22 protein-coding genes and 1 tRNA gene are annotated in these 24192 nt (G+C 63.3%); 9 read left to right on the forward strand and 14 right to left on the reverse strand.

Annotated features, from left to right (window positions below):
- Nucleotides 1–7: 7 nt before the first annotated feature.
- The 5 genes from AC5Y46_RS03770 to AC5Y46_RS03790 all read right to left on the reverse strand — a co-directional run bounded on the left by AC5Y46_RS03770 (nt 8) and on the right by AC5Y46_RS03790 (nt 7052).
- Nucleotides 8–1363, reverse strand: coding sequence for a cell division protein FtsK (locus AC5Y46_RS03770; RefSeq protein ID WP_065160039.1), 1356 nt, complete (start codon nt 1361–1363; stop codon nt 8–10).
- Nucleotides 1360–1782: a plasmid replication, integration and excision activator gene (locus tag AC5Y46_RS03775; RefSeq protein ID WP_081287866.1), complete on the reverse strand. Its 423-nt coding sequence runs from the start codon at nt 1780–1782 to the stop codon at nt 1360–1362. Before AC5Y46_RS03775 ends, AC5Y46_RS03770 begins: the two co-directional genes overlap by 4 nt.
- Nucleotides 1783–2255: 473 nt before the next feature.
- Nucleotides 2256–2861 carry a TetR/AcrR family transcriptional regulator gene (locus tag AC5Y46_RS03780; RefSeq protein ID WP_065151109.1) on the reverse strand — a complete coding sequence of 202 codons (606 nt, stop codon included), beginning with the start codon at nt 2859–2861 and terminating at the stop codon, nt 2256–2258.
- A 208-nt stretch (nt 2862–3069) separates the two neighbouring features.
- Nucleotides 3070–3969: an alpha/beta fold hydrolase gene (locus tag AC5Y46_RS03785; RefSeq protein WP_499990265.1), complete on the reverse strand. Its 900-nt coding sequence runs from the start codon at nt 3967–3969 to the stop codon at nt 3070–3072.
- Between the two features lie 5 nt (nt 3970–3974).
- A complete protein-coding gene (locus tag AC5Y46_RS03790) occupies nt 3975–7052 on the reverse strand; it encodes an MMPL/RND family transporter (protein ID WP_065160038.1) in 3078 nt (1025 codons plus the stop codon).
- Between the two features lie 689 nt (nt 7053–7741).
- Between AC5Y46_RS03790 and AC5Y46_RS03795 the strand changes: the two genes are divergently transcribed.
- On the forward strand, nt 7742–8416 hold the full coding sequence (locus AC5Y46_RS03795; RefSeq protein WP_065160073.1) for a TetR/AcrR family transcriptional regulator: 675 nt from the start codon (nt 7742–7744) through the stop codon (nt 8414–8416).
- A 195-nt stretch (nt 8417–8611) separates the two neighbouring features.
- Here the strand turns inward: AC5Y46_RS03795 and AC5Y46_RS03800 are convergent, their stop codons facing one another.
- Entirely contained in the window at nt 8612–9571 is a 960-nt protein-coding gene (locus tag AC5Y46_RS03800; protein WP_499990132.1) for a rolling circle replication-associated protein, read from the reverse strand.
- A gap of 692 nt (nt 9572–10263) precedes the next feature.
- On the opposite strand from AC5Y46_RS03800, the gene AC5Y46_RS03805 reads away from it, so the two are divergent.
- Nucleotides 10264–10331, forward strand: a tRNA-Phe gene (locus tag AC5Y46_RS03805).
- Between the two features lie 114 nt (nt 10332–10445).
- Here AC5Y46_RS03805 and AC5Y46_RS03810 read toward each other — a convergent pair.
- The 5 genes from AC5Y46_RS03810 to AC5Y46_RS03830 all read right to left on the reverse strand — a co-directional run bounded on the left by AC5Y46_RS03810 (nt 10446) and on the right by AC5Y46_RS03830 (nt 15383).
- Nucleotides 10446–11045 carry a PIN domain-containing protein gene (locus AC5Y46_RS03810; RefSeq protein ID WP_499990135.1) on the reverse strand — a complete coding sequence of 200 codons (600 nt, stop codon included), beginning with the start codon at nt 11043–11045 and terminating at the stop codon, nt 10446–10448.
- Nucleotides 11046–11075: 30 nt separating this feature from the next.
- A complete protein-coding gene (locus AC5Y46_RS03815) occupies nt 11076–11585 on the reverse strand; it encodes a helix-turn-helix domain-containing protein (RefSeq protein WP_499990137.1) in 510 nt (169 codons plus the stop codon).
- A 268-nt stretch (nt 11586–11853) separates the two neighbouring features.
- Nucleotides 11854–12252 carry a hypothetical protein gene (locus tag AC5Y46_RS03820; RefSeq protein ID WP_499990139.1) on the reverse strand — a complete coding sequence of 133 codons (399 nt, stop codon included), beginning with the start codon at nt 12250–12252 and terminating at the stop codon, nt 11854–11856.
- Between the two features lie 69 nt (nt 12253–12321).
- The gene (locus AC5Y46_RS03825; protein ID WP_499990142.1) at nt 12322–13851 is read right to left on the reverse strand and encodes a MutS-related protein; all 1530 of its coding nucleotides are present in this window, start codon (nt 13849–13851) and stop codon (nt 12322–12324) included.
- Nucleotides 13848–15383, reverse strand: a complete 1536-nt coding sequence (locus tag AC5Y46_RS03830) for a MutS-related protein (RefSeq protein WP_499990145.1) — start codon at nt 15381–15383, stop codon at nt 13848–13850. Before AC5Y46_RS03830 ends, AC5Y46_RS03825 begins: the two co-directional genes overlap by 4 nt.
- A gap of 494 nt (nt 15384–15877) precedes the next feature.
- Here AC5Y46_RS03830 and AC5Y46_RS03835 point away from each other — a divergent pair, with 494 nt between their 5' ends.
- Entirely contained in the window at nt 15878–16162 is a 285-nt protein-coding gene (locus AC5Y46_RS03835; RefSeq protein ID WP_499943492.1) for a GlsB/YeaQ/YmgE family stress response membrane protein, read from the forward strand.
- Nucleotides 16163–16290: 128 nt separating this feature from the next.
- Here the strand turns inward: AC5Y46_RS03835 and AC5Y46_RS03840 are convergent, their stop codons facing one another.
- Nucleotides 16291–16941: a biliverdin-producing heme oxygenase gene (locus tag AC5Y46_RS03840; RefSeq protein WP_499990148.1), complete on the reverse strand. Its 651-nt coding sequence runs from the start codon at nt 16939–16941 to the stop codon at nt 16291–16293.
- 108 nt (nt 16942–17049) lie between these two features.
- Nucleotides 17050–17616, reverse strand: a complete 567-nt coding sequence (locus tag AC5Y46_RS03845) for a TetR/AcrR family transcriptional regulator (RefSeq protein WP_499943490.1) — start codon at nt 17614–17616, stop codon at nt 17050–17052.
- Nucleotides 17617–17709: 93 nt separating this feature from the next.
- On the opposite strand from AC5Y46_RS03845, the gene AC5Y46_RS03850 reads away from it, so the two are divergent.
- From AC5Y46_RS03850 to AC5Y46_RS03860, 3 genes are all read left to right on the forward strand, one after another.
- Entirely contained in the window at nt 17710–18354 is a 645-nt protein-coding gene (locus AC5Y46_RS03850; RefSeq protein WP_499990152.1) for a sensor domain-containing protein, read from the forward strand.
- A gap of 73 nt (nt 18355–18427) precedes the next feature.
- Nucleotides 18428–19141: a M15 family metallopeptidase gene (locus AC5Y46_RS03855; RefSeq protein WP_499990266.1), complete on the forward strand. Its 714-nt coding sequence runs from the start codon at nt 18428–18430 to the stop codon at nt 19139–19141.
- An 83-nt stretch (nt 19142–19224) separates the two neighbouring features.
- Nucleotides 19225–20034: a class I SAM-dependent methyltransferase gene (locus AC5Y46_RS03860; protein ID WP_499990154.1), complete on the forward strand. Its 810-nt coding sequence runs from the start codon at nt 19225–19227 to the stop codon at nt 20032–20034.
- 4 nt (nt 20035–20038) lie between these two features.
- Here AC5Y46_RS03860 and AC5Y46_RS03865 read toward each other — a convergent pair whose 3' ends face one another.
- On the reverse strand, nt 20039–20710 hold the full coding sequence (locus AC5Y46_RS03865) for a cutinase family protein (protein WP_499990268.1): 672 nt from the start codon (nt 20708–20710) through the stop codon (nt 20039–20041).
- A 517-nt stretch (nt 20711–21227) separates the two neighbouring features.
- On the opposite strand from AC5Y46_RS03865, the gene AC5Y46_RS03870 reads away from it, so the two are divergent.
- The 3 genes from AC5Y46_RS03870 to AC5Y46_RS03880 are packed head-to-tail and all read left to right on the forward strand — an operon-like array spanning nt 21228 to nt 24172.
- Nucleotides 21228–22805, forward strand: coding sequence for a methylmalonyl-CoA mutase family protein (locus AC5Y46_RS03870; protein ID WP_499990156.1), 1578 nt, complete (start codon nt 21228–21230; stop codon nt 22803–22805).
- Nucleotides 22806–23231: a cobalamin-dependent protein gene (locus AC5Y46_RS03875; RefSeq protein ID WP_499943483.1), complete on the forward strand. Its 426-nt coding sequence runs from the start codon at nt 22806–22808 to the stop codon at nt 23229–23231.
- Nucleotides 23216–24172: an LLM class F420-dependent oxidoreductase gene (locus AC5Y46_RS03880; RefSeq protein ID WP_499943482.1), complete on the forward strand. Its 957-nt coding sequence runs from the start codon at nt 23216–23218 to the stop codon at nt 24170–24172. Before AC5Y46_RS03875 ends, AC5Y46_RS03880 begins: the two co-directional genes overlap by 16 nt.
- Nucleotides 24173–24192 lie beyond the last annotated feature (20 nt).

Consider the following 24192-nt stretch of genomic DNA (forward strand, 5'->3'; position numbering starts at 1 on the left):
AAGATCCTTAGTTCTTAGCCGGAGTGGTGCTGCTTGGACGTTTGTTGCTGTATTCGTTTGCGACGGAACGGATCAGTGAGTCCGGCCAGTAGTCGGCGCGAACCCGCGTCGTTGAACCGTCTTCGGTGACGACGTATCCGGTGCCCGGCTCGTTGGGGCTGATGCGGTGCGCTGGCGCGCGGTCGGCCATCCCATCGCCGAGGACCATCGTGACCTCGTCGCGTGACCGAAGCCTTAAGGCGACGGTCTGGGTGAACAGTCCGCGCATGGGCAGGATTTCCTTGCGCGGGTCTTGCATGAATGCGGCGACTACGACTCCGACGGCACGCCCCTTTGTCAGGATGCGCGAAAGCGAAGCCGCGACTTGTTTCTTGAGCGCGGCGTCCGTGATGTAAGCGGTCAAACCGGCCAGTTCATCGATGAGCAGGACGACGAGCGGATCAGTGCGGGTTGGTGTGTGAGAGCGTGTGTGGCCGGCCATCGCTCGCCCACGCATGTCGAGTATCTCTTCCAATTTGGCCAGGAGTTTGGCGGCTTGAGATTCTGTGGTGGCGACTCTGGCGAAGAGGGAAGACCCGACAGACACCTCGATCCCGTACTTGAGATCTATTGCGCACAGTAGGGCACTGCCGGATTTGACGGCAGGGCCCAGTCCACCGGCGATGCCCCAGAAGATAGAGCCCTTGCCCGCGCCGGAGCACCCGACCGTCAGGGTGTGCAGCCCAGCTATGGGAAGACGCCAGGTCGATCCGTTCTCGCGTCGGCCGATGTCGACGGAAGTTGCGTCGGTTCCGATTGGCCTTTTGGCTGTCGCAATCGCCGAAAGTTGTTCGTTCATAACGAACTCCATGCGCACTGTGCCAGGTGCGACGACCGTCGACCGACCGGAATGTGCCCCGACGGCATCGCGGATTGCGGGGACCGCCCTTTCGAGGTCGTCGACGGTCTGGCCTGACCGCGTGCGGATAGTCATGCGTAGACAGTGATCGGCCATCCGTAGTCCGAGGATCTCGGGGTGAGTCCAGACGGTCTTCGTGGTTGGCTTGCCCTGGATGTCTTTTCGAGTGACGCTCCTTGAAGTTGACAAACCGCAGTCCCTGGCGATTCGCGGCCAGGCGGTCAAGCTCCAAACCATCCAGCGTGCCTGTCGTGCATGCACGCCAAAGTAGCGGTCGTATGTGACAGGGGATCGCAATCGCCAGATGAAGAGCCCGATACCTAATGCGACGATCGTCCCGAAGAGCCATGCGGTGCAGAGCTTTAACAGGTGTGCAAGGTAGTCGAGGTCAATACCCACATCAGCATCTGGTACCGAATACGGGTCATCGGGTATTGCAGGATAGGGGTCGTCAAACTGGCTCATGCCGATGCGCGGCCCGACGCCGACGAAGTTGCCTTGCCTGTGTCAGCAGTCATGCCCGACGCTCGGAATGACCAAGCAATGCGACCGCCTTCACTCGAACGGTCAACATAGGGCAATATGCACAATTCATCGAGAATTACTGGGGCAAAAGGCATACCGTTGGCATTTGGCGGGCATTCAGGCGGTGTCGGCGTTGCAAACTTGACGGTGAGGGTACGAGTCCGTTTGCTCGCTGCCGGATCGCCGTCGAGGACTTCGACCTGCCATAACGGATATCCTGACTCACGGTCGGCCGCCTGGACTTTGTTGTCCTTTGTCGACCGCTCATAGTCGATCACCGCCGTCACGTCGGACACGACGAACGCCCGGTGCGGAAACACCTGTGCGTGAGAAACACTGAGCCACTTGGGCACTGCCATTCACTACCCTTTCTTGAAAGTCTGCTGCTCTTAGCCATGCCGATTCTCACATGGCGTTCCGGAGTTACGCGACGGTCGAGCAGGATCAATTTGAAGAAATCTGCGCACCGCGCGGCGACTCGTATCCGGGAAGATCGGTGAAGCAGCCTTCGCAGTGTCACAAACGTCGACTGCGCGCTCTCAGCGTCGAAAGCAGTACGCGCACAGCACGTACGGTGTAAGACTGCACGAAACGGCTGTTGGGGTTGGTCGCCGCTAGCTGGGAAGGCCTCGATCGCGAAGATGCCCTCGCGTCTGGTGTGATTCGAAGATTCTCGGCTCCAAGCGGATTCGGCCTTTAGCTAGGCACGGCGATCTGTCGATCGAAGGCGTATAGATGGATCGTATTGATCTGACGGTAGCTACTGCTTCCCCTCGGGCTCGACTGCGGCCCACTGATCGATGACAGACTGCGCCTTGGAAGCATCAGAGTCTCAGTCGAAGCCGGCCAGCGTGATCCTCAAGGCTTGTTCCAACCGAAGGTGCAGTGGGGATATAGCCGTCCAGTGGTCGGTGTTCAGCCAGTTCATCAGGACGAACTTGGAAGTCGCCAGACTCGTCGCGATCAGCAAACTGGGGCGCATATCGCTACGAGCGTCAACACCCATACGAGCGGCGACCATTTCGGTGAATCGCCGTTCGACGTCTTCGCTAATCAGCACCGCTTTCGTTAATAGGTGGGGAGCCGTCAAGATGCCCTGTCGCCATTGCGTCAGGCCGCTATGTTGTGTTCGCTGCCGAGCGCTTGCAACAGTCTGGCGGATCAAGGTTTCTGCTGCCGATTCACCGTCTGGCCCTGCCTCATACGACTCAACGATTTCAACGATAGTTTGCCGGACCGGGGCGATGAGCAAATCTTCTTTGGCGGGCACGTGGCGAAAGTACGTGCTAATCGAGATGCCTGTCGCGACGGCGATGTCCTCGGTCGTCACAGCAGAAAAGCCGTGTTCGGCGAACAATTTATATGCGTTGCCCTCGATCTGTGAGAGAAGGTGCGCGCGGCGCCTGGTCTGCAATGGGCTACTAGTAACCGATCGCATGCAACCACCCCCGCCGCATCGCTTTTCGAGTGCGCTCACCACTATGGTACGTGAAGTAGCGTAGCGAAACCGGCCGTATCGGTGCGAGATTCTTCAGGCTGTTCTCCTGGCGGGCGTATTGATGCCAAGCGGTTAGCGCGAATTGTCGGATTACCGCAGGCCTCTAGCCGTCGAGCGGACAAGTTGGGCTACTAAGAGGGCAGGCGCTTCACGTTGGAGCCCCCAGGGTGCGGTCGAGAAAGTTGATCAGCGCGGCGGTAAAGGCGTCGTTGTCGTCGCCGGCAACCATGTGCCCGGTTCCGCTGACATCCGTTGTTTCGGCATGAGGTACGAGTTCTAAGAATTCTTGAACTGTGTCCTCGGACACGACATCTGAAAGTGCGCCGCGAATCAGCAGCGTGGGGGCAGTGATTCGGCGTGCTCCTTGAGACAGCAAATCGCTAATGACGTCGAACTGCTCGGAGCTCGTCGTGAGCTCTCCCTGCGTGACATTGAAATTGGAATTAATAAACGCCGGGTCCCAGCGCCACGTCCATCGGCCGTCGGCTTGCTGACGAAGAACTTTGCGCAAGCCTTCGAGGTTCCCGGACCGCGGGCGGTGCGGGTTGTATTCGGCGATCACGTCGGCAGCATCGTCGAGGGTGTCAAATCCGGCTGGGTGGGCGGACATGAAGGACACAACTCGGTGAGCCCCCTGAAATTCAAGTCGCGGGGTGACATCGACGAGTGCGACAGCAGTCCAGAGGTTGGGCGAATGTGTCAGGTGGCTAGCGAGAATGACCATGCCGCCCAATGATGCGCCAACGACGGCGGGACGACTCTCGGCGGTGAAATGTCCTCGAACTGCGATGAGATCGGCGACCAATCGTGCGACGTCGTACTGTCCGCTCGGATCCCAGTCGCTGTCACCGTGTCCGCGCGCATCGTAGGCGACGACGGTATAGCTGTGGCGATGGAGCCGCCGTGCTGTGGCAGTCCACGCGTGACGGTTCTGGCCGCCGCCATGTAGCAGCAATACGACCGGACTAGGAGTGGGATGGCGATAATAATCTGCCACCAGCGTAACGCCGTCATCGCCACGAATGTGCTGCTCCTCAGACCCCGACATCATTTTCAATGGGCCCCGCGGAAAGAACGCGAGTCCGTTCGTTGTGGCCACCAGCTCGCGTCGCGGATGAGCGTAGCAATCGCGGGAACAGTGAGGGTGCGAACGACGAAGGTGTCAAGGAGCAAACCGCAGCCGATTATGAAACCGGTCTGGATCATGATGCCTACCGATCCGACCATGAGGCCGAACATGCTGGCGGCGAAGATGAGTCCAGCTGAGGTGATCACTGAACCGGTGTTAGCGACCGTTCGCAGGACGCCAACTCGGATGTTATTGGCGGATTCCTCGCGCAGTCGCGAGATCAGCAGCATGTTGTAGTCAGCGCCAACGGCGACCAGGATGATGAACGCCAGAAGTGGTACGGGCCAAGCGATCTCCTTGCCAAGGCCGTATTGGAAGACGAGGGTTCCGATGCCCAAGGCGGCGCCGTAATTGAGAATCACGGTTCCTAGCAAATAGAGCGGCGCGACCAGTGCCCGCAGTAGAACGACCAAGATCAGACCGACGATAACGAGGGTGGCGATGGCCAGAAGGTGAAAGTCGGCCGAGAGTAAGCGTTGGATATCGGAGTTGACCGCGGGGAATCCCGCCATCGATATTGTGGCGCCAGCTAGGGAAGTGTTTGGTCGCGCGCCGTTTGCTGTTTCAGTGATTTGATGGGCAAGGTCCATCGCTTTGCTGCTATAGGGGTCAAAGCGGGATTCGATGGCAAAGCGCGCGGTTTTCCCATCAGCAGAAAGAAAATGTCTTGCCATGCCCGCGAATTGGCGGTCTTCAAAGGCGTTAGGTGGGAGATAGAAGCCACTGGCGTTATCTGAGCCAGCGCTAGCACGCGCCGAATTTTGCAGTTGTGTCGCGATTCGACTCATGCCGGACAGCATCTCGATGTTGCTGTCGGCAAGGGTGTGCACGCCCGTAGCTAGTGCCTGTGCGCCGGACGTGAGTTGGCTGATGCCACTTTGGAGACGACGGATATTGCCAGCTATGTCGGCGGGCTCACCTAGTGCTCCGAACGCTCTATCGAGCGCATTAAGGGTGCTTTGCAGATCGGCCAAGGTTCCGGTCGCTGTATCGGCGCCAGGACGGTAGTAGTCGCCGAGAGTGGCGAGCTGACTGAAGAAGCCGTTATCGCGCAGGGAACTCAGAATCTGTACCTGGTCGCGGATCTGGGAGCATTCCGGCGTAGTCGCGCACCACGGTGAGTTGTTGAGTGCACCAACGAGAGGGTCGATGGTGGTAATCGCGCTTTGGGCCTGCTCAGCTTGTTGTCGTAGCCCGGGCCCCGCCCGGATGGCCTGATCCACGGCTGGCGCGGTAGCCGAAAGTTGTTGAAGCATCGGGCGCAACCGCTGTACGTGAGAGCCGCTGGCTTGGGTTTGCGTCAGGAGGCTCGTCAGAGGCGTCAACGCTGTGCGTACGGTGGTATCAAGTTCTGCCAGCGCCCCGGCGAGCTGGTCGGCACCGTCGGTGAGTTTGGTCAGGTCGTCTCTATGAGCGTCTCCGTCGGCGACCGCACCAGCCATCTTGTTGCCAATCTGGCCGTTCTGCCATGACAGCTGAGCCTGGTCCATGCGCGCGCCGGTGGGGCGGGTGACGCCGGAAACCTTGGTAACGCCCGGTAGTTGCGATACCCGTGAAGCCATCTCATCCAAGTCGGCCAGTGCCCGGCTGGTGCGCAGATCGGTGGGCGACTCAACAACCATGAATTGGGAGATGACAGTGTCCTTAGGAAAGTGTCTGTCCAGAAGTTGATAGCCTTCGTTGCTGGCGGTCGTGGCGGGCTGTCCTTGGCGGTCGTCGTAGCTGATGCGCATGGTGAGTGCGATGGCCGCTAGACCTACGACTAACGCCAAGCTGGCAATCAGTAGAGGAGCGGGTCGCCGAACGACGGCGACGGCGATCCAGTTCCAGTACCGACGCGTGCGGTCGGCTTTAGGTTCTCCGATGCCGTGTGTAGCGGCCATAGCCAGCACTGGGGGAAACAACGTCACTGTGGCCGCCACTCCGATGAAAACTGCGATCGCGCAGGCTGGCCCGAGTGCACCGAACACGCTCAGCTTTGAGAAGAACATGGCTAAGAACGCAAAGGCCACGGTTGCGGCTGACGCCAGAATCACTCGTCCGATGGTGGCGGTTGCGTCAACGACCGCGCGATCCGGTGAGATGTCCTGTCGGCGCTTCTCGTGATACCGACTGATTAAGAAGACCGAGTAGTCGGTGCCCGCACCTAGCAAGATCACAGTCATGAAGGCGATGGTGAATTGCGAAACCGGCATGCCTGATTCGCCGAGAGCCGACAACACTCCGCGCCCGACCGCCAGGCTGATCCCGATGACCAGCAGCGGCAGCACTGCGGTAAATATGGATCGATAGATGACCAGCAAGATTAAGGCGATCAGGCCAGCGGTAACCACAGAGATGAATACGAGATCCTTTTCAGCAGAATCGATTTGGTCGCTGAAGGTAGCCGGTGGTCCGGTCACACGAACGGTAGTGGGGGAGTCGTTGAATGCCTGGCCGGCGATGGCCCGTACCGCCTTCACGGATTCCGCGGCTTTGGGATCGCCCAGTGTTCCCGCCACCCCGACCGGCAGGTACCAAGCCTTGCCATCCGCGCTGATGGCTTGTGCGGAGGTTAACGGGTCGGCTAATAGATCTTGGACTAGGCGCACATGGGTAGTGTCGGCCCGCAACCGCGAAACCATCGAGTTGTAGCGTTGGCGCACTGGCGGAGTCAGCCCCGCCGGATTTTCCATCGCGATAAATATGCTCGTCTTCGACCCGCGCTCACCAAATGCTGCGCTCATGCGCTCCACTGTTTGCAGCGACGGAGCATCCCGCGGTATTAGGGTCACCGACTGTTGCCGAACGACGGTCTCCAACTGTGGGAACAACAGAGCCAAGGTTGCTGCCATCATCACCCAGGCCCCGATGACAAGTGCCTTATGCCGGATGCTGAATTCCGCCAGCCGGGCCAGCCGTTCGCTGTAAGCGCCGTCGCCTGCGGCAACTTTGCGGAGTTGCCGTCGGACGGGACGGCTCAGTGTGGCCACGCCCGAAGTGAGCCACCCGGTGTCTACCATCCCCTGTCCCCCCCATTTACTAACAAAACCAACGGTATCTCAGCGAAACTATGAGTACCGTTTGCGTCGGGTCGTACCCGTTCGTGGTTCACGTCAAACGCGCCAGAAACGGGATTTGGCCTCCATCCACTCAGCGAAGGCCGGCGCCGGCATGTTGCGAACGAAATAAGCTAGATGCGCCACACCTCGTGGCTGTACAGGAAGAAGCCCTAGTTGACGAATGAGCAGCTTCGACAACTCACGAACGACGAAGGCGAAACGCTATACGCGAGCTCAGCCTTATCGGTTCTTCGTGGACGTGGTTGTACATCTCCCGGTTCATCAGGTCGTCATCTAAGAACGAGTACGACCGGCGCGGGTAATGGCGCGGTTCGACGAGGTCTCCCTTGGTGCTGTGTGTTTGGTCCCTACGCACCAGCGTGTGGCGCAAGGCGGAATTGAACCGCTCCACAGCGCGGATCCATGTTCGATTCCCAGTCAAAGGGTGCAGGAGATTCATCGCTCATCACCACTTTCTGCTGGCCGATAGTGCCTTGTCATTCGTCCCCCTTAGGTCGATCTCGAACCGATAACAAAACTTACGGTATCGCTACGATACTAACAGTATCGTAGCGATACTACAGGGACTGTTGGCGGGATCAAAGGTGATTCGCCGTCTCTGCGGTGCCGGTGGGGTTACGGTGACCTACGTGGAGCGTGATGTTGTTGAACTCCGGGCCGACGACGAGGCTGACCCGCGCCTGCTGCGGTCGCGGACCCGACTTCTAGACGCCGCGACGAAACTGCTCACCGCAGGGGGCATTGAAGCAGTGACCGTAGACGCGGTCACGAAAGCCTCCAAAGTCGCGCGAACCACGCTCTATCGGCATTTCAGCAGCTCTACGCAGCTACTCGCCGCCACATTCGAAAGATTGCTGCCACAGGTCACGCCGGCACCAGCCACGGGAGCCCTACGTGATCAACTCATTGAACTGCTTAGTCGACAGGCCACCCTGTTCCAGGAAGCCCCGCTGCATGTCACCACACTGGCCTGGGTCGCACTGGGGCCGACATCCGACGGCGGCACCTCTGACCGGCACGCGTTACGAACGCGAATCGTCGATCACTATCGCCATCCCTTTGATCTTTTACTCCAAAGCTCCAACGCCCGAGCGGAACTCGACAACTTCGACGTAGATCTCGTGATGTGCCAACTCGTAGGTCCTGTGGCGTTCGCACGCCTCACCGGATTGCGTGCAATCGAGCGTCAGGACTGTGAACGCATCGTAGATGACTTTCTTGCCGCCCACCGTCGCACTGCTGATAAGCCGCCAGCGCAGCCCAATGCCCGCAAGCGTGCCGCCCGCCGCCCAAGCCCGAGTTAAGCGACCAGAACGACTCGGGTGCCGGTGATTGGGAACTGAACCCGGTATCGCCTAGCGACGCGCCAAACGTATCGGTGAGGTTGATTGCAGGCGCGAGTGTGCCCACTTCCGAGTGGCCGGCCGCCGAACCGCAGAGAAGGAAGGACCACAAGCTGAAAGCTTGACAAGTTCGCTACCTCGTTATCGCATCGAGCGCTAACGAGGTAGCGCTCGCGACCGCCCGTACAACGCCGCCGCAAGCTGTAGTGCGAATGCTGGTCCGCTGTTCAAGAGGGCGTACCCACCGGTTAGTCCTCCTTGGTCGCACAGAAGACGTCGTCGCCGGACGGTTCGGCGACGTAGGTTTCCCGTAGTGATTCTCAGGCGTCGAACCGAGCGTGGGGCGGTTCTTGCCGCGGCCGTGGAGGAAAGAGTTAAGTTGCCGTTGCCGTAGACGATCTGTGAGCGTGACCAGCGGCGGATGATCCTGCGGGCCATCAGGTAGGCATCTTGGGAGATCTCTACGACTGCGATTGCCTTTTGTAGCCCATGGACTCCCCAGTAGCGCCCTGGCCCCCGGCCCGGCTCTTGCCACGCTTGTGGAACTATGTGCTGATATTCCTTGTCGCTCAACATATTCGGTGAGGAATGTTTTGTGAAATAAACAGCGAGACGTTTAGGGTCGAAGGCCCGCAATCCCTTCAGAATGTCGACAGCTGTGCCAGCGAGCCGGTGGCGCGATCGTTGCTCGGCGTCGGGATGGCCAACGATGTCGGCCCATTCCTGCGATAGCCAGTCCCGGAATTTGCGGCCCGATCGACCGAGGCCATTTGGCGGAGCCATCCACAAGTGAATATGCGGTGCGCCGCGACGTTGAAATTCCAGCTTCCAGATGTAGCGAGCCGGTTCACCCCACTCCCGCTGAAACCGCTTGCGCCACAAAACCATGTGCCGCTTTACGCTAGCCCCGTCAGGCGCCACGCATTCCCAGTCGCCGGGATAGGTCAGCGTGACCATCGCGGGCACACGCCCGCTTTCCACCAGCGGCGTGTAATCGAGCTCGGCAAACGTACGGCACATCGCGGCTCGTGATTTGCGGGACCATTCGGTGATCGTGCGCACAGGCGGAGCGGGCGCGTCCCGGCCAGCCTTCAAGCGGTCCTCTTCGTTGGCCACATCGAGTCGGTGCCGTTCGACCGACCGCTCGGATGCCTTCTCGGCGCGAACGGGCCGGGTCCAGCCCAGCCGAACGACACCAGGCCCGATAGTGATTCGGAACCGACCGGATTCGGGTTCCAGGCCAAGCCGATCCCGGCCAGAAGCCCACGGCTGCGCGGGCTCAAACAATGTCGCCGCCGAGGCCACCATGTCGGGACCCGGAAAACGGAATCCCAGCACATCTGCAACCGAGAAATCCGCGTCAGCTCCGTGATCGATGGTGTCGCGGACACTTTTGGGACATATAACAAGCCCGTTGGTCCCAGCCGGAACACGGCCTCCACCGCTACCGCCGTCCGACCGACCGCTGTCGCTCTCGCGCCCTGCGGCCTTGGCGGCCTCGGGCGCTCGCGGTCTACCGGCGTCCGCGGCTCCGGCCGTGTTCCGGCTGGCCGTTCGGGTTGTGGTCGGTCCAAGAGGTAATTGCTCCGCCGCAGCGCCGATAGAGCGCACTGTCGGCACAGAGATGCTGGGCATCGGGTACCTACTCCCCGGGAGCCCAAGGCGCGCATCATCGAGTGATGGGCGGTGAAGGGTTCCCTGTCGGGAGTGCTGTCACCGTGTCCGGTTTCTGTCCGGTCGCCGGACAGACGGCATGCGTCAGACGCGCTCAGCGCGTCGTATTTGACGCATGAAAACCGTTAAACCGCAGGTCAGCGGCTAATCCGTCCGCCTGAAAAGCGGAAGGTCGGCGGTTCGATCCCGCCCCTGGCCACCACAATTCGAGGTCTGCATCGAGACATTCGAGTTCGTTGGACGTAGCGCGGGCGCTGCGGTCAATGACGGCGGATCACGTAGATCGGCTCGGCGGTCACAGATCAACAAACGGCGGTCAGCCGGGTCGCCAGGTGCCCTCTGCCAGCAGCGGCAGCAAGATCTCGGCGACCTCGGTCATGTTGTGCCGTGTCACTAGCAAGTCGAGGATCTGCTCCTGGGTCCGTGGCGGGTTGGTCCGGCGATCCGACATCTCTCGCAGCGCACGCACTCCTGCACGCGGGTGCGCTGACACAGTGTGGGCGGCGAACTGATGTGGATGCACTGTCTCGATGTCGGACTCCACGAGCACGCGTGCTGTGCTGAACCCGGACCGGCGATCGTCGGTGACGATGGCGTTGGCTTTGCTGATGATCGCGGCGTGGGCGACGTGGCCGTCATCGGGATCATTGAGCCCGTAGATGTAGTCGCGGTCTTTGGGTGCGTGAACCTCCGCACCCGGAAACGCCTTCTTCAGCTGGTCGAAAAGGTGCTGACGGCGACTGGCGCTATCAGTGATCCCGCGCCTGTTGTGCAAACCGGCGAGGACATAGTCCAGCTCGAAGAGGATCCCAGACCCCCAGACGGGCGCGTAAACCTCCTCGGTGGCCAGCTGCAACAGGAAGTCACGCTGAAGGCTCGGCACAAGTGCGCAGGTGTCGAGGACGGCGCGATACACGTGGGCGAGTCTTTCAGGCGCCGCGGACAGTCAACGCTTGCGTTTCGCCTTCGCGAGCAACTCGGCGATCTCGTCGGCGTCGGCGTCGGGATCCGCGAACTCCGCTGAGCTCTCTGTGATGAACCGGTTGCGTCGGGCGCGAAGCTCCTCGCGGTAAGCAAGAACATCAGCGAGCCGGAGCTTGCGACGCACTGCACCGGGTACGTGCGCGTGCAATTCGCCGTCCTCGATAAGGCGAACCACCGTGGGGCGGCTCAGGCCGAGAATCTCGGCGGCCTGCTGGGTGGAGATTTCTCGGTCGCGAGTCAGGATGCTGATTGACTGGCCATGGCTGAGGGCGTGGGCGACACGCTTGAGGACTTCGTAAAGCTGCTCGGTCAGTTCGACACGTTCGTGCTCGCCCGCGCCGGACAGGAAGAAGGCAGGCGCAGGAGAGATCCTGTGACGGGCCTCATGCGCCTCCATGAAGCTGAGGACATTGGCAAGCCCATCGGCATCGGCCGGAACCGGGCTCACGATCTCCGCGGAGGCGGTGCTCATGGGTCTCACTTCATCTCATCTCACTGTCGGAACTCAACCAATCGTAGCAAAGTTGCGAAAGTTACGAAAAGGGTCGACGTGGCCTGTCCGCTGGCGATCTGCACGGGGCTGTCGACCCGCGAGGCGCTGTTCCACCCCGCCCCGCGGTCACCCGGCAGAGCAGAATCTGTTGCGGCGCATCCATGCTGAAGTCGAAGCTGAGCCCATAGCTCGCGGTATCGATGGAAGCACCGCACGCCGACGGGTTGTCCGGCGGCGTATCAACGAACTACCCGGCAGACGACGATCGGCCCGGGTCCTCGGCCTTCGACCGCGCTTCGCGGCTTTCCAGGCGGTTGTTCTCGGCGGCCTGCCAGTGTTCGTCGGCTTCATCCTGCAGTGAGCGGGCATCGTCCCGCCTCTGCCAGACCGCCCGCTGCAGAGTATTGGCGGCCCGCTCATGTGCACGCGCGGCGGCCTCATGTCCTTCAGCTGCGGCCCGGTGCGCGTCTTTGGCGCGTTCCATCGCGGCCGCCGCGTGCCGCCGGGCCCGGTCGACCGAATCCGGCGACGCCGGCTTTCCGGCAGCCAGGTCGAGGCGCCTCTGCTGAAGTTCCTCGATCCGCCGGCCGGCCCGCGCGGCACGCTCTTGGGGATTGGGCAGATCGCCACCGCTGCGGGCACTCATTCGGATCACCTCCGCGCCGGATCGATTGGTTCACGAGTATCCCAAGACCGCGGCAGGCAAAACGTGTCATCAGTGCCCGCTGGTCGCGGCTTCTGGCGGCGGGAGGCCGAAGATCCGCCGAAAAGAATCCTCGCCGTAGCTGGTGGGTTCCGGCTTCCCCGGAGACAACCGGAACGTCCGCACGCCATCCGGACGTCGCTCCGCGCGCAGGAACAGGTCGCCGGGATGGTGCCGCGCGAACAGACTGTGCGCGAGGTCGTATAGGTGAGTCACGAAAAAGACCCGGACTCCGCTCTCGACCATCGCGTGCACAATGCCCCGCGCGATCTGCGAACCCTCGAGCTCGTTGGTCGAGGCAAAGGACTCGTTGCACAACAGCAACGACGCCGACCCGATGTGTTCGACCATCGCGCTCATCCGGGCAAGTTCTTCCTCCAGCTTCCCGCGCCGCAAGGTGGCATCTTCTTCCCGCTTGAAGTGGGTGAAGACGCCGTCGCGAACGTCAGCGCTGAATTCGTCTGCGGCGACGAACATCCCCGCTTGCATCATCAGCTGCGCGACGCCCACGCTGCGCAGGAATGTCGACTTACCGCCTTCGTTGGCGCCGGTGATGACGATCAGTGTCATGCCGTCGGCGTCCACGTCGTTCCCGGTGACGGTCTTGGTGGTCGCGAGGCAAAGCGCGACGTCGCGCAGGCCGCGACTGTGAAACGTCGCCGTCCCGTTCGGCGTCGGCACCGGAAAGCACATCGGCACTTGGCGTTTGGCCAGGACGTCGTGCAGGTTCAGGCATCCGAGGTAGAACGCCACCTCCATGCGCAGCCGCCCGAAGAAGACCTGGAAATGCTCGGCCGCCTGGGTGACCGCACTGGCGACGTCGTCGACTGCCTGACCCGCGAGTTTGTCCAGAGCCTGTTCCCCGGCCATGTCGTCCTTGTCGACGACGAATCCGTAGCCGTCGCCGGGCGCGCCGAACGGCTTGCCCCACCGGTTGCGCCGGGGCGGTTGATGAAGCACATGCCGGTCGCCCCTGTTGCCGAGTCCGAGCTGGGCGCTGAGCAGGACACCGCGCGGCAGATTGAGCTCGCTGAGATACTCCGCGACCCCGGCCAGATAGTCGGCGGACAGCTGCTCGGCGAACATCCCGAACAACTGCCGGAAACCGGTGGACTGGAACCGTCCGGCCGATCGGTCCGACACGTTGCGCAATTGCCGCAGGGTGGTCATGAGGAGTTCCAGGATCCGGACGGAACGGCGCAGGATCAATGCCGAATTCCCGGAGGTCAGGCCCCCGAGGAACACCTTGTGCCGCAATTGGATCCCGTCGACCTCGGACGCGATGTCATACATTTGTTGCACCACAGCGCGATTGGCAAGGACGTCGGCCAACACCCGTTGACGGTAGACGATCACCTCCGGCTCGGTCACCGTCAGCGGAACCACTTTCTGCGCGGTTTCGAGTAGATAAGGGTCGCTGCCGGCCATGGCATCGTAGAGCCGGCCGAGTTCCAGGTCTTCTTCGGCGAGGACGCTCAGCCGCCACGGCAACCGAGGCTTCAGATCGAGATCCGAATCGGGATGCAGCAGGCGGACTTTCACCGGCCGATCCGTTGCCGCAGCACCTCGTGGGTGAGCCCGTACTTGTTCGCCAGCGCGGCCGCATACGCCAAGCCGTCCGCGGGTCGCCGGGTGAACCTGAAGGTCCGTTGGGTTGGATCGTGCGGCGCCACCTCCCCGACCATGCTGACGCACGCGGGATCCAGACTGGCCAATTCGTCAAGGAAGCTGACATAGACCGCAGTGCAACCAATTTCGATGATCCTGTTGACCACTCTGGTTGCGATGAGGAGGGCGTCGCGCAGGGCGGTCGACGAGAAACTCTCGTTCAAGATGATGAGACTGCTGGCGCTGGCCCGGGACATGATGTCATGGATCCGAACGAGTTCGTCCTCGAGCTTGCCATGCAGGGTCGAGAGGTGCTCCTGCCGTTCGAAGTGAGTGTAGATCGTGTCGGGCAGTGTCAACCTGGCGCGTGCGGCCGGAACGGGACAACCCAGCGAGGCGAGATAGACACATTGCCCGATGGTTCGGGCGAACGTGGTCTTGCCGCCTTGATTCGGACCGGTGATCACCAGGATCCGTTCCGCTCCCTCGAGGCGGAAATCATTTCCCACCAGCATCTGTGGCGGTTTGTCGGACTTGATCGCCAGCGCGAGGTCGACGGCGCCCTCGGCTGACAAGTTCCCGGGTTCGGCGGTGACGTCGGGGTAACTGAAGACCAGTCCCGCGCCGGTCATGCGCCGGACAAACGTCAGATAGTATGAATAGAAACGGATTTCGTGGTCGAACCGGATGATCGTCGGTTCGGTGAAGTGCTCGTTGCGGCGACAGAATGCGTCGAGCTGGGCGAAGGCGTTCGGGTAGAGCTTTGCGACGCACTCCAGGATCTGTCGTTCGACATGGTTCATGTCGGCTGTGTCCTGTTGCGGAACGTGGTAATCGGTGGTCTCCTCGGCGGTGAAGCGTTCGAACACCGCGACGGCCCCTACGCTGTAATCGGTTTGGGCCGAGTACTTCTCGACATGCACCCGCCGGTCCTGAATGTGCACGGTGTATCGGACGTCGTGCAGGCTCGCCCGGGCGGCCTCGCTGTCTCCTACCAACGTGCGGAACGCCGGGCTGTCGACATATCCGGTGAGGTAGCGCACGAAGTCGCGCAGTCCGCACGACGACGGGCCGGCCCGGACAAGTTGTTGTTGCAGCAATAGCAGAGCGTCGCAATAGGTTTGGACGGCAGACAGAAGCCAGCCTTGCCGCTGCAGCGGGTGACGAAGCTCTTTGGCTTGTTGATCGCGGTCGCGCATGGTTTGCATACCGGCGACGAAAGCCGAGATCGGTTGGCGGATCTCGTCTCGCTCGAGATCCCGGAATACCTGATGGCGGTGCTCGATGGCAGCCAGGTCGTGCAGTGGGAGACGGAAGAAGCGGTCGACGCCTTCGCCGGCTTGTCCGGCGGCGGTTATCGCGGTGATGATCTCGTCGAGGTGCAGATCGGAGAGGCAATCGGGTGCCGCTTCCACTCCGTTCGCCGCGGCCTCCGGCGGGTACAGGATGCTGGCATAGCGAGCCATCGGTCGCTCACCTGCCTCCGTCATGGACCCGCCGACCCAGAACCAGCCGTCGCATCAATTCGGCCGAGCATCGATCCTGTTTGATGAGGCAACCGTAGCGCGGCGACCCCCGACTAGCTGGCTACCGGCCCAACCAGATTCGAGTCGCCGGCAGCCGTCCACCCCTGTGCGCGAGACATCGTCGACATCATCGATGACGCCCCGAAAACGCGATCCCCGGAGAACACTTCTCCCGGGCAGCAGAAGGCGCACAGAGCGGGTTTCAACGTCGGATAACCGCACGCGGGGCAGACGGGGGTGATCATGCGCTGACTCCTGATAAACGTATGTTGAACGATTCGCGATTACCCCGCGTGCCGGCATTCAAACCCTTCTGGCGCAACGCTTGCCGCGAAGGCAATTGGGTGCACATCTGTGTTATAAGCCGTCAACTTCGGGGAACCCGCAGTCCAGGAGGTGCTCGTCGGGAGCGCCGTTCAAGCACAGGAGTCGAAATGATCGGAACGATTGTCATGGCCCTCATCGTCGGAGCCATCATTGGTTTCGTGGCGCGTATGGTCATGCCGGGCAGGCAGAATGTCGGTCTGCTGATGACGGTTCTGCTGGGTGCTGCGGGCGGGTTGCTCGGTTCGGCCGTGGCCGGCCACTTCGGCTACGCCAACGCCAACGGCGGGATCGCCTGGATCCCGTTCTTCATCGGCGTCGGGTTGGCCGTCGTGTTCATCGCCGTCTACGAGGCGATGACGGGCCGCCGTACCCGGACCCGGCTGTTCCGCTAGTCCGGCGCAGGGCTGAAAAGCCCGCTGCCGCAAAGGTTATGCGGCAGCGAAGAGGCGGATAACGAGCGTAACGCTGCGGCGAAAAGTTGAGGGGTAAGTTTCGCCGCAGCGTTACGCTCGCATCCTTTTCAGCGCCGATAGGCCGGCAGATTGGTCGCCAATTCGTTGAACAGGGACTGGTTGAGATTGAAGGCGACCTTCACCTCGTCTACCGCGCGACAGATCTGCCCGGCGTCGAGGCCGAGTCCGTCCAGGCGGGCGCGATAGGCGTCCTTGTACGGCTTGGCCCGCACCGGGAACTCGTAGAACGACAATCCGGCGCCGTCCAAACCGAAGGTCCGGTCCAGGATCTTGCCGATCGCCTGCCCCCCGGACAGGTCGCCGAGGTAGCGGGTGTAGTGATGGGCCACCAGCGCACCGCCCCAGGAGGCGTTCGCCAGCCGGTCGCGGTAGGCGCGGGCGGCGGGCGAGTCGACGGCGGGGACGGCGCCCGGTGACCAGTACTCCAAGTCGGCGTCGATCGCGGCGAGGCGCTCGAGCGCCGGGTCATAGACGGCGGCAACCAGCGGGTCGTCGCGGCGGGACCGGACGGCTTCTTCCAACGCTTCGTAGATCATGCGCAACCGCAGCAGGTAGTCGGCGTAGCCCTGCCGATTGACGCGGCCGGAGAGCAGTTCGGAGACGTACGGCGAATGTTCCGCGGCTTCGTGCTCGGCTATCGACCCTTCCTTCATCGCCACGGAAAAGGGGCGGACGGCCTCGGCGGTGCTCACTGTCACTGTTCGGCTCCCGATGATCTGCTACTGCTCAAAGCGTCTGACAAAATGTCAAAACGATCCTGACAATCTGTCAGGAAACATAGCACAGGGCCGATCCGATGTCCTGCGTCAGGGGTTGGCACCCAGCGCCCGCAGGACGAAGCGCTCGATCGCGGCCGTCGGCAACTCACGGGGGGCCAGGCAGGCGTGCAGCAACGACATCGTGGCGGCCTCGTCTTCGATCACGAATTGGCCGGTGGCTACCCCGTCGGTCAGGATCTCGCGCAACACATCCTCGATCGCCACCACATGGTCGCGGATGGCGCGCATGGTGTCGTGCGACAGCGCACCGTAGAGCTGCGAGCCGAGACCCATGTGGAATTGCTCGCCGGCGCCCAACTGATGGCGGATGTAGATCCTCAGCCGCTCGACCGGGTCATCGAGGTCGGCCAACTCTCCGCGCAGCCCGTCGATGTAGCGACTCGTCTCGTGCGAGGCGAAAGCGACGACCACCGCTTCCTTGTCGGCGAAGTGGTGATAGATCGCCGTACGGCCGATGTCGGCGGCGGCGGCGAGCTTGGCCATCGTGATCGCGTCGAAGCTCTGTTCGGCCATCAGGGTGGCGAACGCCTCGAAGACTCGTCGTTGGACCTGTTCGCGGTGCTCCTCCACCGACGAGGCGCTGATCTTGGGCACATGCGACTCTAACTCCGGCGCGCGCCGCGCTGGCCGACACCGGCCGGACGCGCCCGTAGGATGTGGGCCGGAGCCTCGACGCGAAGGGTTGATTTGCCCAGGACACCAGCTGCCCGCGGCGGTTTGTCGCTGTTTGTCGGCTGCCTGGTTGCTGCGGTCACGGCATGCTCGCAGCAGAACCCTTCCGCCCAGCCGACGGTCGCGGTATCGCGTGCCGACTCGCTGATCGTCAGCATCGAAGACGTCCGCCGCATCGCCAACTACGAAGAACTCACCGCGCATTCGCATGCGGACTTGCGCCAACCGCCACCCAGCGACCTCAGCGCTCCGGGACCCTGCCGGGCCGCGGGGATCAGTGACGTCACATTCGGCAGCGGCTGGTCGGAGTTCCGAAGCGCCGGCTACCACGGGATCACCGACGACCTCAAGCCCGGCGGTCCCGCCATGATCCAAACGGTCAGCCAGGCCGTCGCGATCTATCCGGACCCCGGCATGGCGCGTGGGGTTCTGCACCAGCTGGAGATGTCGCTGCAGGCCTGTGCGGATTTACACGATCCGCACTACCAGTTCACTCTCGACCACCCGGATTCCGCCACCGTGCGGATCAACGCCAACGCGTGGAGCCACGTTTATCGCGAAAAGTCCTCAGTGCTGATGTCCGTCGGCGTGCTGGGGCTCGAGCCCGCCGAACAGATCGCCCGGGCCATCCTGCAGATAGCTACCGATCGCGTCGGTTGACCAATCCGGGCACCGGCGACGAGACAATAAGACCATGGGTCGTATCCGGAGAGTCCAGCTGTTTTTGGCACTCATGTGCCTGGTCGCGGGGTGTGGTGCGCCATCGCATCACGCTCGCCCGGACACCACTTTGGCGGTGCGGCCGGCCGGCACGACGGCTCCCGTCGGACCTGAAGTGCCCCCGGTGAGCCCGCAGGCCGCGGCCGCCGGGCTTGTCGATGTACGCAGTGTCGTCTACGACGCCATCGTCGACCTGCGCTATGCCACCACAGACAATTTCACGCATACCCAGCTCTATCCGTCCGACGCCCGCTGCCTGGTCCACCAGTCCATGGCGCGTGGCTTGGCGGCGGCCGCCACCGCGTTGCGCCCGGCGGGACAACTGCTGGTCTTCTGGGACTGTTACCGACCGCACGACGTGCAGGCGAAGCTCTATCAGGTGGTGCCCAACCCGGCCTGGGTGGCCCGCCCCGGACCGTATGCAACCAGCCACGTGGCCGCACGCTCGGTCGACGTGACCTTCACCAGCACGCAGCAACCCTGCCCGACCCCGCGGCGGGCACGGAATGCCTGCGTGGCCGACATGGGTACCGATTTCGACGACTTCACCCCGCGCGCAACGGCATTCGCGACGCAGGATGTAAACGCAGCCGCCTACGCCAACCGGGTCCGGCTGCGGGACGCGATGAAGTACGGCGGACTCGAGGTCTATTCCGGCGAGTGGTGGCACTTCGACGGCCCCGGCGCAGGCGTGCAGCGGCCGATCCTCGACGTTCCGGTCAACTGAGTCGCCGCAAGCACCATCGCCGAACCGCCGTGACCGCACGCGGGTCTGGTTGCCGGCATCGTCTGGCATTAGGTTCCACAACCATGGACGAGCGTCACGCCACCTACACCCACGGCCACCACGAATCGGTGCTGCGCGGTCACCGTCGGCGCACCGCGGCGGACTCGGCGGGTTATCTGCTGCCACACCTGGGGGCGGGGCGTTCGGTGCTCGACATCGGTTGCGGCCCCGGCACTATCACCGCCGACTTCGCCGTACGGGTCGCGCCGGGGCTGGTGACGGCGGTCGAGCAGACCGAAGCAGCGTTGAGCCTGGCACGTGCCGAGGTGGAATCGCGCGGACTGCACAACGTGGCTTTCGTCGCCTCCGATGTGCATGCGCTCGACCTGCCCGACGACACGTTCGACGTCGTCCACGCCCACCAGGTGCTGCAACACGTCGCCGACCCGGTGCAGGCATTGCGGGAGATGAAGCGCGTCTGCGCGCCCGGCGGCGTCGTCGCGGCCCGGGATGCCGACTACGCCGGGTTCATCTGGTACCCGCTCATCCCGGAACTCGAGCGGTGGCGGGAGCTCTACCGCGGCGCGGCACGCGCCAACGGCGGTGAACCCGACGCGGGACGCTACCTGCTGTCCTGGGCGCTGCGGGCCGGCTTCACCGACGTCACCCCGACCGGCAGCCTGTGGTGCTACGCAACTGACGAGTCCCGCCAGTGGTGGGGCGGCATGTGGGCCGACCGCATCTTGCAATCGGACCTGACGCGTCAGCTGGTGGACTCGGCGACGGCCAGCACGGCCGAACTGGAAGAGATCGCGGCTGCCTGGCGGGCCTGGGCGGCGTCACCGGACGGGTGGTTCGCGATCCCTAACGGCGAAATCCTTTGCCGCGCATGACGTCTCAGCGGGAAGCGATGGCGTTACGGGCGTAGTCGGCGGCCTCGTTGGCCATCCCGTTGTCCCGGTAGGTGCTGTGCGCGGCGCGGTTACGTCCGCCCGGAAAGCACACCGGATCGCCCTCAGCGCACAGTCTGATGGTTTTGGCGGCATAGAGCGGACCGATGTTGATAGGCGGCGCGCTGCGGTCGACCACACGCAAGAACCCCTCCGACGGCGGTGCGAAAAGCACCACCGCCGCGACCTTGGCGGCCACCGCGGGCGGCATCGGGCCGGACAAGCCGTCCGGGAGGGTCACGCCGTCGGGAACGGAGTCGGAGGTGGTGTACGCGGCGACCGCCGCGCCCTGCGAGTAACCACCCAGCACGATCTTGGTGTTGGGGCAGTTCGTCGCGGTGGCCTCCACCTTGGTGCTGGCATCCGCTACGCCGTCGACGGCCCGGGCGAAGTCCAGCGACGCGGGATAATCGACCGGGTCGACGGCCACGTTCTTACCCTCGAGTCGAGCGTTGAGGGCATCGACAAAGGCTTGCCCGGTTGCGCCGACACCGGGCGCCTCGAAGGTTCCGCGGGCGAATACGACGTCGACGTCCGGGCATTCCGGATCGGCGAGCGCTCGCGCCGGACCTCCCGGTGACGCGACCAGGGCGCCGAAGGACACGACGACGGCGGCCATCCAGGGCGCCAGTCGCCGAAAGGACAGGGCAGAAGTGCAGCGCAAGGTCGGCTCTTTTCGTAGAGCTAAAGGGTTTCCGCCGAAGACGAACCAATAGCGGGGGCACGTTGTTCCGCGCCCTTGTTTTCCAGGCGCCGAATTGAGCCTATACACCTGTTGGATCAGCGCAGCGGCGCCGTGCGGCGCAGCCGGGCAAGGTTCGAAGGCCAGTATCGACGCGTTTGCGCACGTAGTTGCGGGTCACGGCCGACCGGTTCGGTGGCATTCAGGCTCGGCCCGATGTGCCCAGCTTCACATGTGTTTTCGCTATTTGAACGGTGGAGAGCCAGTGTCGCGCCGAGTGTTCGCTGTGGACCAAGATTCGGCGTCGGGTGGCCGCCGCAGCGTCCATTCGAGGCGAACCAAACGGGGCTAAGGGAAGTTCACAGTGCCTCACGGCATTGTCGCCAGGCGGTGTTTGGGCAGGTCAGCACTATGGTATTGGCATTCTCTTTTTTTGCAAGTACGTTATTCACCGATGGATAACGCAGCCCAGACCCCGTCGGGCATACCGCTCGCGCCGGTGTATGGCCCGGGGGACCGACGCACCGAACCTCCGCCGCCGGGGGAGTTCCCGTTCACCCGGGGCAACTTCGCGTCCGGATACCGCGGCAAGTTGTGGACTTTCCGCCAGTACTCGGGTTTCGGCACCGCCGAAGAGTCCAATCGCCGCTACCGCTACCTGCTGGATCAGGGCGGCACCGGGCTCTCGGTCGCGCTCGACCTGCCGACCCAGTGCGGGTATGACTCCGACGATCCGGACTTCGGCGAGGAAGTCGGCCGGGTCGGCGTCGCGGTGGACACGCTGGCCGACTTCGAGATCCTGTTCGACGGCATCCCGCTGGACAAACTGAGCACCAGCATGACGATCAATGGCACCGCGGCGATCCTGCTGGCGTTCTACGTTGCGGCCGCCGAGAAAAAGGGCATTCCGCGCGCCAAGCTGACTGGCACCATCCAGAACGACATCCTCAAGGAATACGCTTCGCGCGGCACCTGGATCTGGCCGCCGGAACCGTCGCTGCGGCTGATCGCCGACACCATCGAGTTCTGCGCGGCCGAGGTGCCGCGGTTCAACGCCATCTCGGTGGCCGGCGCGCACTTCCGCGACGCGGGTGCCACCGCGGTGCAGGAGATGGCGTTCACGTTGGCCGACGGGGTCACCTACTGCGACACGGTGGTGGAACGCGGCCGGATGAGCATCGACGAGTTCGCGCCGCAGATCTCGTTCTTCTTCTACACGCACGGTGACTTCTTCGAAGAGGTCGCGAAATACCGTGCGGGACGGCGTCGTTGGGCCACCATCGTCCGGGAACGCTACGGGTCCACCAAGGACAAGGCATCGATGTTCCGGTTCGGCTGTGTGTGCGGTGGGGCGTCGTTGTACGGCCCGCAGGCACAGAACAACGTGGTGCGCGTGGCTTATGAGGCCATGGCGGCGGTTCTCGGTGGTGTCCAGTCGATGTTCACCGCGGCCTGGGACGAGCCTTTCGCGTTGCCTTCCGAGGACTCCACCACGCTGGCGTTGCGCACCCAGCAGATCCTCGCCTACGAGACCGGTGTCGCCCAGGTCGCCGACCCGCTGGGCGGCTCGTACTTCGTCGAGGCGCTGACCGATGCGACCGAAGAACGCATCATCGAGATCATGGCCGACCTGGAACGGCACGGCGGCATGGTCAGCGCGATCGAGGACGGCTACCTGCAGGGGCTGATCGCCGACGAGGCCTACCGCATCCACCAGGACATCGAAGCGGGCACCCGGCCGGTGGTCGGGGTCAACCGCTTCGTCTCCGAGGAACCCGAGCCCGACGTCGTCACCTACGAACTCGACGCCGAGGGCCGCGATCTGCAACTCAAGCGCCTGTCCAAGGTCAAGGCCGAAAGGGACAGTGCCACTGTGCAATCCACCCTGGCCGCCTTGGCACGGGGTGCCGAGGGAACGGACAACCTGATGCACCGGCTGATCGACTGCGCCAACGCCTACTGCACGGTCGGGGAGATGGTCACCACGCTCAAGGCGGTCTGGGGCGAGTTCCAGCAGCCGGTGGTGTTCTAGATGGCCGCGCGGATCCTGGTCGCCAAGCCGGGCCTGGATGGGCATGACCGCGGCGCCAAAATCGTCGCCCGTACGTTGCGGGATGCCGGCTTCGAGGTCATCTACACCGGTATCCGGCAGCGCATCGAAGACATCGCGTCGATCGCGGTGCAGGAAGACGTCGCCGTCGTCGGTCTGAGCATCCTCTCCGGTGCCCACCTGACGCTCACCGCGCGGACCATCGAGGCGTTGCGCGCCGCCGACGCAGCCGACATCGCCGTCGTAGTCGGCGGCACCATCCCGCACGCCGACGTGCCCAAGCTGCTGTCCGCCGGCGCGGCGGCGGTGTTCCCCACCGGGACGTCGCTGGAGACGCTGGTGCGTGACATCCGCGCGTTGACGGGCACGCCCGAACCGGTTTTGGAGGAACCGTGCGCATCGGAGTGATGATCGGCGCCGAGCGTGGCGACATGGCCCGCAAGGTGACAAAGCTGGCCTCCGACATCGAGTGGGCGGAGTCCGCGGGCCTGGATACCGCGTGGATGCCGCAGGTACCCGACGACTTCGACTGTCTGACCATGGTGTCGCTGATGGCTGCGCACAGTTCGCGCATCGAGCTGGGTACCGCCGTGGTGCCATTGCAGGCGCAGCATCCGATTGCACTTGCCCGACAAGCGCTCTCGATTCATGCCGTGACCGGCGGCAGGTTGGCGCTGGGCGTCGGGCCGTCGCACCACTGGATCATCCGGGACATGCTCGGCCTGCCATACGAGAAGCCGGCCGCCTACACCCGTGACTACCTACAGGTGCTCAACACCGCGATCGCGGGGCCGGGACCCGTTGACGTGGAGAACGATTCGTTCACCGTGCACAATCCGACGGTGCTGGCCGCGGATCCGCCGATGCCGGTGCTGGTCGCCGCGCTGGGACCGGTGATGCTGCAGATCGCCGGTGAACTCGCCGACGGCACCGTGTTGTGGATGGCCGACGAGCGCGCGATCGGTGACCACATCGCGCCGAAGATCACCAAGGCGGCCGCGGATGCCGGGCGCCCGGCACCGCGGATCATCGCGGGTATCCCGGTGTGTCTTTGTGCGCCAAGCGAAGTCGATGCGGCCAAGGAGCGGGCCAACCGCATCCTGGGTGAGGCCGAGGTGTCGCCGAACTACCAGCGGCTGCTGGAACGAGGCGACGCCCGGGATGTCGGTGACCTGTGCGCCGCGGGCGACCCGGAACAGATTCTGGGCCGGATGCGCCGCTTCGCCGACGCCGGCGTGACGGACCTGTCGGTGCGGCTGCTGCCGATCGGGGACAACCGCGACGAACTCGTCGCCTCCAAGCGTCGCACCCGGGAGATGATCGCGGAGTTGGCAAAGGAACTGCGGTGACTGCCGGCGCGCCGCTGGCC

This window comes from Mycobacterium sp. NGS59, assembly GCF_059812345.1.